Raw genomic sequence first — 13,688 nt, 5'->3', positions numbered from 1 at the left:
GAACCTTAAGGATTAGAGCCGGTAGTCCACTACCAGCGGGGCATGGTCAGAGAAGCGCGTGTCCCACGAGGGCGCCCGGTCCACCACTGCCGAGAAGGCTGCTGCGGCGAGGTCCGGGGTGGCCAGATGGTAGTCAATACGCCAGCCGGTGTCGTTGTCGAAGGCCTGGCCTCGCTGTGACCACCAGGTGTACGGGCCGTCAATGTCTCCCGCCAGGCCACGGTGGACATCCTTCCAACCAATGTCCTCGCCGAAGAAGCGGTCAAAGTAGGCGCGTTCGTCGGGCAGGAAGCCAGCCTTCTTGACGTTGCCCTTCCAGTTCCTGATGTCGCGCTCGCTATGGCCCACGTTGAGGTCGCCCACCACCAGTGCGTGATCGCTGTGCTTGGTGAGCTCGGGAAGCCGGGTGCTCATGACGTCCAGGAACCGGTATTTGTCCACCTGCTTGGGAGTTCCCACCTCGCCGGAGTGCACATAGGCGCTCGCGACAGTCAGCTGCACCGGGTTGCCCGCGGCGTCGGTCAGCCTGAAATCGGCTTCCACCCAGCGGCCGGCGGTGGCGAAGTAGTCGTCGCCGATACCGTTGCGGGTGTCCAGCGGTTCTTCGCGGGATGCAATGGCGACGCCTGCACGGCCCTTGGCCTCGGCTTCGGCGTGCAGGATGTGCCAGCCGTCGCCGAGGAGCTGGCGGACGATGGCGTCAGGTGCGCGGACCTCCTGGAGGCAGAGGATGTCCACCTCGCGCGGCTCCAGCCATGCCGCCATCCCGTTCTTGAAGGCAGCCCGGAGGCCGTTGACGTTGACTGATGCGATGCGAAGGTGATCCTTCGTAGATGCCGAACTCACCCGCACCACTCTAGTCGATGATGGTTCCGCGGACCGGGTCCCCGGCGCCGCCGGCGGAGCGGATCATATCCCGGGCATTGGTTGCGGTGATCTCGATGGTCTCCAGCGCCCGCCGGATCGTCTCCTGGTCCGCTGCCTCGCCCTTTGCCCGCTCCTGCTCCACCACCCGGATCTGCACCTGCACAATCTTGAAGGAGTGGTCCAGCTTGAGGTCCCGGACTTCGTCCGCTTCGGTCCGCTCGGACACCACCCGGGTGCCGCCATGGTCAGCAGAGGCCGACGACGGGGCACGTCCGGCTGCGCTGTTGAAGGCGTTCTGGGCTTGGGTCAGCTTGGCGCCGGCCTTTTTGGCGGCTTTCTGGATGCTGAACACCACGAAGGAGGCCAGTGCGAGCCAGAACGCGGCGATGACTGCCACGACCCAGCCCACGACGTCGTTCTGGTTGGCGGCGAAAATCACGGCAACCACGAAGGCGATGATAAAGACCATCATCCCCGGCCCGCTGATCCGCAGCATGGAGAAGCCGCCCTTGGACCGACCGGACGGAGATTGAGGGTTACCCAGAGATTGCATGGGTCCATTGTCTCAAACGCCGCCGCGCCCTTTGGCACCTTCCACCCCCGGCGAACAGTCCGCCCTTAACTGACGACGGCGGCGCCGCACCTTTGCAAATAAGGTGCGGCGCCGCCCGTCGTATGCTTTGTGCAGTTAGGCGATTCCCGCCTGGCGTTCCGCGGCTTCAACCACGTTAGTCATCAGCAGTGCCACGGTCATGGGACCCACGCCTCCGGGGTTCGGCGAAATCCAGCCGGCGACCCCTGCCGCGGCGGGATCGATGTCGCCATGGACTCTGCTCTTACCCGTCTCGGGGTCGGTTTCACGGGTGACGCCGACATCGAGCAGGGCAGCGCCAGGCTTCACGTCCGCAGCCTTGACGATGTGTTTGACGCCCGCAGCGCCCACAATGACGTCAGCCTGCCGCAGCAGCTCCGGGAGGTTTTTGGTCCCGGTGTGGGTCAGCGTCACGGTGGCGTTGACGTCCCGCCGCGTTAGCAGCAGGCCAATGGAGCGGCCGATCGTGACGCCACGGCCTACCACCACAACGTGCTTGCCGGCGAGGCTGTAGCCGTTGCGCTCCAGCAGCTCGATGACGCCGCGGGGCGTGCACGGCAACGGGGTGGTGATTTCCTTGTTGACGTTGAGCACCAGCCGGCCGAGGTTGGTCGGGTGCAGGCCGTCGGCATCCTTGGCGGGGTCGATCCGCTCCAGGATGGCGTCGGTGTCCAGGTGCTTTGGCAACGGCAGCTGCACGATGTAGCCGTGGCAGGCCGGATCATCGTTAAGTTCGTCAATGAGATCCTCAACGTCAGCCTGGGAGGCGTCCGCCGGAAGCTCCCGCTGAATCGAGTTCATCCCGATCTGCACAGACTGCTTGTGCTTCATGGAGACGTACAGCTGCGAGGCGGGGTCAGCGCCCACGAGCACAGTGGCGATGCCAGGAGTGACGCCCTTGGCCTTTAGTGCGGCCACGCGTTCGGTCAGCTCGGCCTTGATGGCAGCGGCGGTAGCCTTGCCGTCAAGGATTTGTGCAGTGCCGGTTTCAGTGCTCATGGATCACCACTGCTCGTGCTGCGGGTAAAGCGGGAAATCGGCGGCGAGTTTGTCCACGCGGGACTGCAGTGCCTCGATATCGACGCTGCCGGACGTGCCCTTTACGAGGGCGGTGGCGATGATCTCGGCAACCTCCGTGAACTCGGCGGCGCCGAAGCCGCGGGTGGCCAGGGCGGGCGTGCCGATGCGCAGCCCGGAGGTGACCATCGGCGGGCGGGGGTCGAACGGGACGGCGTTGCGGTTGACCGTGATGCCCACGGAGTGCAGGAGGTCTTCGGCCTGCTGGCCGTCCAGCTGCGAGTTGCGCAGGTCCACCAGGACCAGGTGCACATCGGTGCCGCCGGTGAGGACGGCGACGCCGGCTTCGGCGACGTCGGCCTGGTTCAGGCGGTCGGCGATAATCTTGGCGCCTTCCAGGACGCGCTCCTGGCGCTCCTTGAACTCCTGGGTACCGGCAATCTTGAACGCCACGGCCTTGGCGGCGATGACGTGCATGAGCGGTCCGCCCTGCTGGCCGGGGAACACGTTGGAGTTGATCTTCTTGGCCCACTCCTGCTTGGCCAGGATCACACCGGAGCGGGGGCCAGCGAGGGTCTTGTGCACGGTGGAAGTCACGACGTCGGAGTGCGGCACCGGGCTCGGGTGCAGGCCTGCCGCAACCAGGCCGGCGAAGTGTGCCATGTCAGTCCACAGGAGCGCGCCCACTTCATCGGCGATGGAGCGGAAGGCGGCGAAGTCCAGCTGGCGCGGGTACGCGGACCAGCCGGCGATGATGACCTGGGGCTTCTCGGCGATGGCGTGCTCGCGCAGCTTGTCCATGTCCACGCGGAAGCTGTCCTGCTCCACCTGGTAGGCAGCCACACTGTAGAGCTTGCCGGAGAAGTTGAGCTTCATGCCGTGGGTCAAGTGGCCGCCGTGGGCCAGGGACAGGCCCAGGATCTTGTCGCCCGGGGTGATCATGGCGGATAGTGCGGCGGCGTTCGCCTGCGCACCGGAGTGCGGCTGGACGTTGGCGTACTCGGCGCCGAACAGTGCCTTGACGCGGTCGATGGCGAGCTGCTCCGCGACATCCACGTATTCGCAGCCACCGTAATAGCGGCGGCCCGGGTAGCCTTCGGCGTACTTGTTGGTTAGGACGGAGCCTTGGGCTTCCATAACGGCGCGCGGGGCGAAGTTTTCGGAGGCGATCATTTCCAGAGTGCCGCGCTGGCGGCCAAGTTCCTGGCTGAGGACTGCTGCGATTTCGGGATCAAGCTCGGCCAGCGACTGGTTGCTGACAGCGGCTGTTGTGGTGGCGGTAGTAGTCACGAAAAACTCCTGGCTAGGGATACGGGCAATGCTAAGGTCAGGCTACCGGCTGGCGCGCCCCACTGCCCCTTGATGACAGGGCGTGAAAGTGCGCGGGAATGAGGGCTGTTTCCCGTCAGGGTTGCAGCACTTGTCCGGCAAGACATGACCCTCGGCCCAGGCGTACGATCCGTGGTCTTCGTGATTGCCGCTCCCTGGTGGTTAGCCACCCAACGCCAGTTGCGACTCCCCAAGACTACCAATAACCGCCGTGCCGCGCGGGTAGGCTGGTACGCGTGAGTGATGAGCAGCTGAAGCAAGCGTATGTACTAACACTGTCCTGCCCGGACCGCCCCGGAATCGTCCACGCCGTGGCCGGCGCCCTGTTGGTGGCCGGCTGTAATATTTTGGACTCACAGCAGTACGGCAGCCCTGCTACCGGCAACTTCTTCATGCGCGTGGAAGCCACGACGGCGGCCTCCCGGGCCGAGCTCCAAGCCGCCCTTGAGCCGGTGGCAAAGGCCTTCGGCATGCAGTGGAGCCTGAACGCCGTAGGCCAGAAGGTCCGCACCCTGCTGATGGCCAGCACGTCAGCCCACTGCCTTAACGACATTCTCTTCCAACAGCGTTCCGGCACCCTGCCCATCGAGATTCCCGCCATCGTCTCCAACCACAGGGACCTCGCCGGGCTCGCGGAGTTCTACGGAATCCCGTTCCACCACATCCCTGTCACGCCGGACACCAAGGCCCAGGCCGAGGACAAACTGCGCGCCCTGATAGCCGAGCACGATATTGAACTCACCGTGCTGGCCCGGTACATGCAGATCATTTCCGATGACCTCTGCGCCGAACTCACCGGGAAGGCCATCAACATCCACCACTCGTTCCTGCCGTCCTTCAAAGGCGCCAAGCCGTACCACCAGGCCCACGCCCGCGGCGTGAAGCTGATCGGGGCCACCGCCCACTACGTCACGGGCGCCCTGGATGAGGGCCCCATCATTGAGCAGGAAGTCATCCGGGTGGACCACGCCCGGACCCCGGAACAGTTTGTGCAGATGGGCCGCGACGTCGAGGGCCGAACCTTGGCGCAGGCCGTCCAGTGGCACGCCGAGCACCGTGTCCTGCTGGACGGCAACCGGACCGTGGTCTTCAACTAGCAGCCGCCACCGGACCGGCCTTGGCTTAACGACATGGAGCATCCGGAAGAACCCGGAAGGGCGGCGCAGCGTGAACGGTTCATCAGCCTGCTCAAGGCCGAACACCGCCACTCTGTTCTGGAGGTGGGTGCCGGGCTGGGGCTGGACGGCCTGCAGTTTGTCCGGGCAGGCATCCATTACACGGGTGTGGACCCCTCGGAGGGGCACGTCCACCTGGCGCGGGCGAAGGGCTTGGACGTCTCAGTTGCCAGCGCGGAGCACCTGCCGTTTCCGGACGGCGCGTTCCCCGCTGTGTGGGCCGTGAGTACTCTGCTGTACAGCACTGCCGCCGACATCGACGGCGTCCTGCGCGAACTGGTGCGCGTCACGGCACCCAACGCGCCCATCGCTGTAGGGCTTGTGTCGGATAAGGGCGAGGAGCAGTTCCTGATCCTCCGCGCCCCGCCCTCCCCCAACTAATATGTAGTTGGGCCAGGGAACCGATGTCCTAGGCTAGGGCGTATGGCTCCTCTTCACACTTTTGCCGGCCACGCGCCGGCCGTCCACGACTCCGCCTTCATCGCCCCTACTGCCTCGATCATTGGCAACGCAGCCCTCGCCGAAAACTCGAGCGCCTTCTATGGGGTGTCCGTCCGGGCTGACACCGCGGCCATCATCGTGGGCCCGGGCAGCAACCTCCAGGACAATGTGGTGCTGCACGGGGATCCGGGTTTCCCCTGCACCGTCGGCGCCGGGGTGAGCGTGGGGCACGCGGCCGTCGTCCATGGATGCACAGTGGAGGACGACTGCCTGATCGGCATGGGCGCCACCATCCTGAACGGCGCGGTGATCGGCACCGGCTCGCTTGTGGCGGCCGGCGCCGTAGTTTTGGAGGGCACAGTTGTGCCGCCCCGCTCGCTGGTGGCTGGCGTCCCGGCGAAGGTCCGGCGGAAACTCACTGACGAGGAGTTCGACGGCGTGAAGCAGAATGCCGCACGCTACGTGGAACTGGCCCGTACCCACCGTGAGCTGCCCGGGTAGTTTCAATCCCCGCAGTTTCCTCGAGGCACCCCCGGTGCAGCCATCCAGTTGCGTTAACTTCTTGACTGCAACCATCCACGTAAGGCAATCTTCTTTTCATGTCCGCCACACCGCGCTCGACGAAGAGCAAACCCAAGAATCCGGGATCGCAGTCTGCCCTCAGGCAACTGAACCAGCAGCGGATCATCGAGACGCTCATGAGCGGCCCGTCCACCCAGGCCGAGCTTGCGCGGCAGACCGGGCTGTCAACGGCCACGGTCTCCAATATCGTCAAAATCATGCAGGATGCGGGCCTGGCGTCGACCGAACCCATTACCAGTTCCGGCCGCCGGGCACTCAACGTCCGGCTCAACAGCAACGGTGCGGTGGCCGTCGGAATCGACTTCGGCCGGCGCCATCTCCGCGTGGTCCTGGCATCCCTGAGCTATCACGTGATCGCGGAAGAATCTGTACTCCTGCCTCTCGGCCACCAATCCGAGGAAGGCATCCAGGCCGCGGTACTGCTGCTGGAGAAGCTGCTGCGGGAAAACGGGGTTGACCGCAGCGCCGTAGTAGGTGCCGGCGTCGGAATCCCCGGACCCATCGACCGCCGGACCGGCACCGTTGCACAGGGCGCAATCCTCCCGGAATGGGTGGGCATCAACATCCTCCAGCATATGGAAGACCGCCTGAAAATCCCCGTATTCGTTGACAACGACGCCAACCTCGGCGCCTGGTCCGAGGTCACCTGGGGGCCCCATACCGGCGTCGGCAACCTCATGTTCCTCAAGATCGGATCGGGCATCGGCGCGGGCCTGATTCTTAACGGCGCACCCTACTACGGGGCCGTTGGCATCACTGGCGAAATCGGCCACGCCACCATCCACGAGCATGGCCTGGTGTGCCGGTGCGGGAACCGTGGCTGCCTGGAAACCATCGCCTCCACCACCACCATGATCGAACTGCTCAGCCGCGGGGAGGACCCGCCCCGGTCCCCTGCCGACATCGTACGGAAGGCCCGGGCGCGCGACTCCGCTACGCTGCGGGTGGTGGACGATGCGGGCCAGGCCGTAGGGCGCGCCCTGGGGAATGTGGCCAACCTGATCAACCCCGAGGTGATCGTGGTTGGCGGCCCGCTCGCGGGGCTGGGTGACCTCCTGCTTGATCCCATCAGGCGAGGACTTGTTCGCCATGCCGTGCCAGTTGTCGGGGAGACCACCGCCCTGACGATGTCCTCGCTTGGGGACCGCGCAGAAGCCTTGGGCGCCGCCGCCCTGGTGTTCCAGCACGCAGGCATCCGGCGCATGTAAATCATTTCGTTATCCCGCAATTGCGTTCAAGACTTGACGACAACCGGTGTGATCCAGTTTACTTTTTCATCAGACGACCCTGCGCTTTGCGGGGGCGGACAACGAAGTCATGCATTGGAGGCGTAAGGGCACATGTCGTCCCACACCACGCACACTGACCCCGTCATTCTGGAGATGCGCTCCATTACCAAGGAATTTCCCGGCGTCAAAGCACTGTCCGAAGTAAGCCTCCGGGTCAAGGCAGGCGAGATCCACGCGATCTGCGGCGAAAATGGCGCCGGCAAGTCCACGCTGATGAAAGTGCTCTCGGGTGTCTACCCGTATGGCAGCTATGACGGCGACATTGTGTACCAGAACGAGGTCCAGCAGTTCCGGGACATCCGTGCCAGCGAGCAGGCCGGCATTGTGATCATTCACCAGGAACTGGCACTGGTCCCCGAGCTGTCCATCATGGAGAACATCTTCCTGGGTAACGAACCCACAAAGCGCGGTGTGATCGACTGGGCCGAGGCGCGGCTGCGTTCTTTGGACCTGCTGGCGCGTGTGGGCCTCGGCGATGACCCCGCCACCCCTATCAAGGAAATCGGCGTCGGCAAGCAGCAACTGGTGGAAATCGCCAAGGCCCTGAACAAGTCTGTGAAGATCCTCATTCTGGACGAGCCCACCGCCGCGTTGAACGAATCGGACTCCCAACATCTGCTGGATCTGATGCTGGGCCTGAAGGCGAAGGCCATCACCTCGATCATCATTTCGCACAAGCTGAACGAGATCGAGCAGATCGCGGATTCCATCACCATCATCCGGGATGGCAAGTCGATCGAAACCCTGGACGTCAAGGCCGACGGCGTCGACGAGGACCGCATCATCAAGGGCATGGTGGGCCGCGCGCTGGAATCCCGCTTCCCGGACCACACCCCCAAGATCGGGGAGGTGTTTTTCCAGGTCAAGGACTGGAATGTAGCGCACCCGCAGATCCAGGACCGGATGGTCTGTAAAAACTCGAACTTCTTTGTACGGCGGGGGGAGATTGTGGGCTTCGCCGGGCTGATGGGGGCAGGCCGCACCGAACTGGCCCGCTCCGTCTTCGGCCGGTCTTACGGCCATTTCGTCTCAGGCAACGTCTATGTGGACGGTAAAGAAGTGACCCTCAAGAGCGTTCACCAGGCCATCGACGCTGGACTCGGCTACGTGACGGAGGACCGGAAGTCACTGGGACTGAACCTCCTCGACGACATCAAGACCACCACCGTCTCGGCCAACCTCGAGAAGATCAGCAAACGCAGCGTGGTGGACACCAACAAGGAGTTCGAGGTGGCTGAGCAGTACCGGCAGTCCCTGCGGACGAAGGCGCCGTCGGTGCTGGAGGGGGTAGCCAAGCTCTCCGGCGGGAACCAGCAGAAGGTGGTCCTGGCCAAATGGATGTTCACGGACCCGGAACTGCTGATCCTGGACGAACCCACCCGGGGCATCGACGTCGGAGCCAAGTACGAGATCTACGGCATCATCCAGCAGCTTGCCAACCAGGGTAAGGGCGTCATTGTGATTTCCTCCGAGCTGCCTGAACTGTTGGGTCTCTCGGACCGCATCTACACCATCTTCGAGGGCGCCATCACGGGCGTACTCAACAAGGAGGACGCGAGCCAGGAAAGCCTGATGAAGCTCATGACCTCCGCCCGAAAAGCCGCCTAATCCTCTGGAGCCTTCCAGAACCTTCCAGATACGAGGACCGAAAACAATGAACGCGCTAAAGAAACTCTTCGGTGGCGACACCCGCCAGTTCGGGATGATCTTTGCCCTGGTGGCTCTGATACTCCTCTTCCAGTGGCTCACAGGCGGCATCACCCTCACCCCGGGCAACGTCATCAACCTCTTCAACGGCAACTCCTACATCCTCATCCTCGCCATCGGCATGGTGCTGGTCATCATCGCCGGGCACATCGACCTGTCTGTCGGCTCGGTCGCGGCCTTCGTGGGCATGGTGGTGGCCATCGCCATGCGGGACTGGGACCTCCCGTGGTTCCTGGCAATCCTGCTCGGGCTGGGCCTCGGCGCCCTGATCGGAGCATGGCAGGGCATGTGGACAGCGTACGTGGGAATACCGGCCTTCATCGTGACCCTGGCGGGCATGCTGATCTTCCGCGGTGCGCAGCAGTTCGTTGGCCAGTCCAACTCGATACCAGTCCCGAGGGAATTCCAGTACATCGGTGCCGGCTACCTCCCTGAAATTGGGCCCAACACCGGATTCAACAACCTCACGCTGCTTCTGGGGCTCGCGGGCGTTGCGTTCGTGATCTTCAGCGAAGTCCGACGCCGCCGCACCGCCAAGGCCCTGGGGGCCGAGGTCGCAGAAACCTGGGTGAGCGTACTGAAGCTCGTGCTGATCTGCGGCGCCATCCTCTACGCCACCTACCTGTTCGCCACCGGGCGCCCGGGCACCTCTTTCCCTATTCCAGGCCTCATCCTCGCTGTTCTGGTTCTGATCTACGGCTTCATCTCCTCCAAGACTGTTGTGGGACGCCACATCTACGCAGTGGGCGGCAACCGCCACGCGGCCGAGCTCTCCGGTGTGAAGTCCAAGAAGATCAACTTCCTGGTCATGATGAACATGTCCATCATCGCCGGACTGGCCGGGATGATCTTCGTGGCCCGCTCAACCTCCGCAGGACCGTCGGACGGCACGGGCTGGGAACTGGACGCCATCGCCGCTGTCTTCATCGGTGGTGCGGCTGTGACCGGCGGCGTAGGCACCGTCATCGGATCCATCGTCGGTGGCCTGGTGATGGCCGTCCTCAACAACGGCTTGCAGCTGCTCAGCGTGGGCGCCGACTGGCAGTCCATGATCAAGGGCCTGGTGCTGCTGGTGGCCGTGGCCATCGATGTGTACAACAAATCGCAGGGGCGGGCGTCGATCATCGGACTGATGATGAAGAACTTCAACCGCCCGTCCGGCGGACCCGGCACACCGCTCCAGCCGGATGAGGTCACCTCCACCAGAGAAACCATTTCCAGGGAAGCCTGAGCACTTCAAGCTTCCTGACCCCCTACCCCAAAAGAAAGTGGATAAAGAAATGCGAATGTTTGGAAAAGCAGGAAAGGCAGCAACGGTAGCTGCGATCGCAGCACTGGCGCTGACGGGCTGCGGACGCTCCGAACCCGGCACTTCAGGCGGCTCAAGTGGGGGAACCGGCGGCTTCGCGCAGGACTCCGCCATCGGCGTCGCGCTGCCCAAGAAGACCAGTGAAAACTGGGTCCTGGCGGAGAAGCTGTTCAACGACGGACTCAGCAGCGCCGGTTTCAAGCCGACAGTCCAGTTCGCAAACAACGGTGTGGCAGAACAGCAGAACCAGATCAGCGCCATGATTTCCAAGGGCGCCAAGGTGATCGTTGTGGGCGCCCTTGACGGCTCCCAGCTGGGCACCCAGCTGCAGCAGGCGAAGGATGCCGGCGCCACCATCATCGCCTATGACCGCCTCCTGCTGAACACCGCGAACGTGGACTACTACGTGGCCTACGACAACTTCAAAGTCGGCGAGCTCCAGGGCCAGGCACTGTTGGACGGCATGAAGGCCAAGAAGCCGAACGGTCCGTACAACATTGAACTCCTGGCTGGTTCCCCGGATGATGCCAACGCCAAGGTCTTCTTCGACGGCGCCATGAAGGTCCTCAAGCCCAAGATCGACGACGGCACGCTGAAGGTTCTCTCCGGCCAGACCACGTTCGAGAAAGCTGTCACCCAGGACTGGAAGGCTGAAAACGCTCAGCGGCGCATGGACAACCTGCTGACCGGTTCGTACGGCACCGCGTCGCTGGACGGCGTCCTGTCCCCCAACGACACGCTGGCCCGCGCTGTCATCACGTCCGTCAAGTCCCAAGGCAAGCCGCTTCCCGTCATCACCGGCCAGGACTCCGAAGAAGAATCGGTTAAGTCCATCCTCGCCGGCGAGCAGTACTCCACCATCAACAAGGACACCCGCAAGCTCGTGGAGCACGCGATTGTCATGGTCAAGGACCTCCAGGCAGGCAAGACCCCTGAGATTAATGACGACAAGTCCTACAACAACGGCGTGAAGACAGTGCCCGCCTTCCTCCTGCCGCCGGTCATCGTGACCGCAGCGAACGTGAAGACGGCCTACGTGGATGATCCGGTCCTCGGCCCGATCACCAAGTAACTCGGCACCAAGTAACTCTGCAGCAAGTAACTCGGCACCAAGTAACTCTGCACCAAGTAACTCTGCACCAAGTAACTCTGCAGCACCGGGCCCCGGCCCGCCGGCAACGGCGGACCGGGGCCTTCTGCTGTCCCCCGCCCAAACCCTCTCTCAAACCAGGCCGTTGGGGCGAAAGTCCAGGAGCTGAACGCTTCGGTCGAAACCGTCCTGACAGTGAACCCCGCCGGCGGCCAGCGCTTCGAATGCGGCGGCGAGCCGCTGACTGCCGAGCAGGCCGCAACCGCAGCCGCCGTCCCCAACGTCAGCGCCGTCGTCGGGACCAGTTCCCTCCGGCTGCGCCACGACGCCGAAGTGGCGGCGCACGCAGCCGCCCAGGCAGCCGGCACGCAGTTCGGCCCCGGCGGCCAGGGCACTCCCCAAGGCGGCCCCGGCGGTGCATCCGCCGCAAGCCTGACCACCAGCCTCACCTCTGCCCTTGATGCCGGCACGCTGGGTGGCCCGAACCAGACCGCCAACGGCACCACAGGGTCCACCCCGGCGCAGCCCGCCGGCTCGCTCCCATCACCGCCACAGGAACCGGCGGCGAAGTGGACAGTGTACCGGCAAGGCCCAAGCTCTCCCAGTACCGGCGCCGGGACATCGGCTTTGTGTTCCAGCAGTTCAATCTGATCCCGAACCTTTCGGCGGTGGCCAACGTGATGCTACCCATGGAGTTCGCCGGCGTCCGCAAGGCCGAGCGGCTGCAGCGGGCCACCGACCTGCTGGAGCAGGTCCAGCTGGATCGGGAGAAGCAGGTGCAGCGAGTCAACCGGCTATCCGGCGGCGAGCAGCAGCGGGTGGCGATTGCCCGCGCGCTGGCCAACGAACCCAAGCTGATCCTGGCGGACGAGCCCACCGGCAACCTGGACGAGCAGACCGGGGACCACATCATCGAACTGCTCAGCGCGCTCAGCCGTAACCACAACACCACCATCCTCGTGGTCACGCACGACAGGGCGCCGGCCAACAAGACGGACCGCCGTTTTAGACTCCAGCAAGGCAGGCTGACCGAAGAACCGGTCCGGTCCCACGCGGTGGCGTCCGCCTGAGACTCGCAGCAGCGTCCGGGTGCGGCCTTCCCGCCCGGACGCTCTCTCACTTTTTGCAGGTTTACCGGCACGCTCCCGCACCCGGGTGAGAGGATGGGCACCATGAGCGCGCTAATTGCCACTCCGTGGTTGTCCAGCCAGCCCGATCAGGATCCCCGGTCCGCTACCGGGAAACCGTTGCGCTGGGGCGTTATTGCCACCGGCGGGATAGCCCGTTCGGTGTCGCAGGACCTGGCATTGCTTGCCGACGCCGAGCTTCACGCCGTCAGTTCCCGCGGACGGGACACCGCGGAAAGCTTCGCGGTTGCCTACGGTTTCGCACGGGCGTACTGGGACGACGACGCCGGATCCGGCTACGAGCGGTTGCTCGCCGATGACGCGGTGGACGTGGTCTATGTCGCCACGCCGCACGGGCAGCACCACCAGATGGTGCTCGCTGCGCTCAACGCCGGCAAGCACGTCCTGTGCGAAAAGGCGTTCACCATCAATGCCCGCGAGGCCAGCGCGCTGGCAGCAGTCGCCCGGGAACGGAACCTCTTCCTGATGGAGGCAGTCTGGAGCCGATTCCTGCCGGGCATGCAGCGGGCGTTCGAGATTGCAGCCTCCGGCGAGCTCGGTGACCTGCACTGGGTGACCGCTGACCTGGGCTTCCCCGCGCCTTATTCCCCCACGTCCAGGCTCTGGGCGAGGCAGGCCGGCGGGGGCGCTCTTCTGGATATCTCGGTCTACCCGCTGCTGTGGGCTTTGGGGACGCTGGGATTCCCGCAGACGGTCAGTGCTGCTGGCTTCGTCAACGAGGACGGCGTGGATGCCCAGAACGCTTTGACACTGGGCTACAACCATGGTGCCCAAGCCCAGATGACGTCGTCGCTCCTGGCGTTTGGCCCCCGGACCGCCACCGTGGCGGGAAGCCTGGGCTACCTGCAGAGCGTGGGATCAATCAACAATCCGCGGGAGCTGGTAATCCGCGTTGGACTGGACGGGTTCCGCAAGGAGGAGTTCGACGTCGTAGGCATTGGCTACACCTACGAGCTCCGCGAGGTGACACGCTGCATCCAGCAGGGCCTCACCGAAAGCCCGGTGATGCCGTTGGAGGATTCCATCAAAACTATGCGTCTCTTTGACGGGGTCCGCGGGCAGCTGGGGGTCAGCTACCCGAACGATGCCCACTGATGGGCCGGCCCACTAATTAGTAACATTGCTGGCTTTATTTTTCGATT

12 protein-coding genes, 2 pseudogenes and 1 riboswitch are annotated in these 13,688 nt (G+C 64.2%); of the genes and pseudogenes, 10 read left to right on the top strand and 4 right to left on the bottom strand.

The window, feature by feature from the left end; genetic code table 11:
* Positions 1–12: 12 nt before the first annotated feature.
* The 4 genes from ABIB45_RS06405 to glyA form a co-directional block, all read right to left on the bottom strand.
* Complete coding sequence (locus ABIB45_RS06405) at positions 13–846, bottom strand: exodeoxyribonuclease III (protein ID WP_354215079.1); 834 nt, start codon at positions 844–846, stop codon at positions 13–15.
* A gap of 10 nt (positions 847–856) precedes the next feature.
* A complete protein-coding gene (locus ABIB45_RS06400; protein ID WP_354215078.1) occupies positions 857–1,420 on the bottom strand; it encodes a hypothetical protein in 564 nt (187 codons plus the stop codon).
* Between the two features lie 135 nt (positions 1,421–1,555).
* The gene (locus ABIB45_RS06395) at positions 1,556–2,458 is read right to left on the bottom strand and encodes a bifunctional methylenetetrahydrofolate dehydrogenase/methenyltetrahydrofolate cyclohydrolase (RefSeq protein WP_354215077.1); all 903 of its coding nucleotides are present in this window, start codon (positions 2,456–2,458) and stop codon (positions 1,556–1,558) included.
* A 3-nt stretch (positions 2,459–2,461) separates the two neighbouring features.
* Complete coding sequence (glyA, locus tag ABIB45_RS06390) at positions 2,462–3,766, bottom strand: serine hydroxymethyltransferase (RefSeq protein ID WP_354215076.1); 1,305 nt, start codon at positions 3,764–3,766, stop codon at positions 2,462–2,464.
* A gap of 147 nt (positions 3,767–3,913) precedes the next feature.
* A riboswitch (ZMP/ZTP riboswitch) is annotated at positions 3,914–3,999 on the bottom strand.
* 42 nt (positions 4,000–4,041) lie between these two features.
* Here glyA and purU point away from each other — a divergent pair.
* From purU to ABIB45_RS06340, 10 genes and pseudogenes are all read left to right on the top strand, one after another.
* Entirely contained in the window at positions 4,042–4,902 is an 861-nt protein-coding gene (gene purU, locus ABIB45_RS06385) for a formyltetrahydrofolate deformylase (RefSeq protein ID WP_354215075.1), read from the top strand.
* Between the two features lie 33 nt (positions 4,903–4,935).
* The gene (locus ABIB45_RS06380) at positions 4,936–5,361 is read left to right on the top strand and encodes a class I SAM-dependent methyltransferase (protein ID WP_354215074.1); all 426 of its coding nucleotides are present in this window, start codon (positions 4,936–4,938) and stop codon (positions 5,359–5,361) included.
* A gap of 42 nt (positions 5,362–5,403) precedes the next feature.
* Positions 5,404–5,922 carry a gamma carbonic anhydrase family protein gene (locus tag ABIB45_RS06375; RefSeq protein ID WP_354215073.1) on the top strand — a complete coding sequence of 173 codons (519 nt, stop codon included), beginning with the start codon at positions 5,404–5,406 and terminating at the stop codon, positions 5,920–5,922.
* Positions 5,923–6,020: 98 nt separating this feature from the next.
* Positions 6,021–7,211, top strand: a complete 1,191-nt coding sequence (locus ABIB45_RS06370; RefSeq protein WP_354215072.1) for an ROK family transcriptional regulator — start codon at positions 6,021–6,023, stop codon at positions 7,209–7,211.
* A gap of 132 nt (positions 7,212–7,343) precedes the next feature.
* A complete protein-coding gene (gene mmsA, locus ABIB45_RS06365) occupies positions 7,344–8,900 on the top strand; it encodes a multiple monosaccharide ABC transporter ATP-binding protein (protein WP_354215071.1) in 1,557 nt (518 codons plus the stop codon).
* Positions 8,901–8,946: 46 nt separating this feature from the next.
* On the top strand, positions 8,947–10,230 hold the full coding sequence (mmsB, locus tag ABIB45_RS06360) for a multiple monosaccharide ABC transporter permease (RefSeq protein ID WP_354215070.1): 1,284 nt from the start codon (positions 8,947–8,949) through the stop codon (positions 10,228–10,230).
* A gap of 49 nt (positions 10,231–10,279) precedes the next feature.
* Positions 10,280–11,380: a substrate-binding domain-containing protein gene (locus tag ABIB45_RS06355; RefSeq protein ID WP_354215069.1), complete on the top strand. Its 1,101-nt coding sequence runs from the start codon at positions 10,280–10,282 to the stop codon at positions 11,378–11,380.
* A gap of 147 nt (positions 11,381–11,527) precedes the next feature.
* Positions 11,528–11,976: pseudogene (locus ABIB45_RS06350) on the top strand (ABC transporter permease); the annotation flags it as partial.
* A gap of 15 nt (positions 11,977–11,991) precedes the next feature.
* Positions 11,992–12,468, top strand: a pseudogene (locus ABIB45_RS06345) (ABC transporter ATP-binding protein); the annotation flags it as partial.
* Positions 12,469–12,570: 102 nt separating this feature from the next.
* Positions 12,571–13,641, top strand: a complete 1,071-nt coding sequence (locus ABIB45_RS06340) for a Gfo/Idh/MocA family protein (RefSeq protein ID WP_354215068.1) — start codon at positions 12,571–12,573, stop codon at positions 13,639–13,641.
* The last annotated feature ends 47 nt before the right edge of the window (positions 13,642–13,688 follow it).

The organism is Arthrobacter sp. UYCo732, assembly GCF_040547265.1.
In the GTDB taxonomy this organism is placed as follows: domain Bacteria; phylum Actinomycetota; class Actinomycetes; order Actinomycetales; family Micrococcaceae; genus Arthrobacter.
Note: the sequence above shows the minus strand (reverse complement) of the source record. Positions and strands in the feature narration are given on the sequence as shown.

Coding starts and splice junctions, on each gene's coding strand:
- ABIB45_RS06375 (WP_354215073.1), top strand. CDS start 5,404: ATGGCTCCTCTTCACACTTTTGCCGGCCACGCGCCGGCCGTCCACGAC.
- ABIB45_RS06340 (WP_354215068.1), top strand. CDS start 12,571: ATGAGCGCGCTAATTGCCACTCCGTGGTTGTCCAGCCAGCCCGATCAG.
- mmsB (WP_354215070.1), top strand. CDS start 8,947: ATGAACGCGCTAAAGAAACTCTTCGGTGGCGACACCCGCCAGTTCGGG.
- ABIB45_RS06370 (WP_354215072.1), top strand. CDS start 6,021: ATGTCCGCCACACCGCGCTCGACGAAGAGCAAACCCAAGAATCCGGGA.
- mmsA (WP_354215071.1), top strand. CDS start 7,344: ATGTCGTCCCACACCACGCACACTGACCCCGTCATTCTGGAGATGCGC.
- ABIB45_RS06380 (WP_354215074.1), top strand. CDS start 4,936: ATGGAGCATCCGGAAGAACCCGGAAGGGCGGCGCAGCGTGAACGGTTC.
- ABIB45_RS06400 (WP_354215078.1), bottom strand. CDS start 1,420: ATGCAATCTCTGGGTAACCCTCAATCTCCGTCCGGTCGGTCCAAGGGC.
- ABIB45_RS06355 (WP_354215069.1), top strand. CDS start 10,280: ATGCGAATGTTTGGAAAAGCAGGAAAGGCAGCAACGGTAGCTGCGATC.
- ABIB45_RS06395 (WP_354215077.1), bottom strand. CDS start 2,458: ATGAGCACTGAAACCGGCACTGCACAAATCCTTGACGGCAAGGCTACC.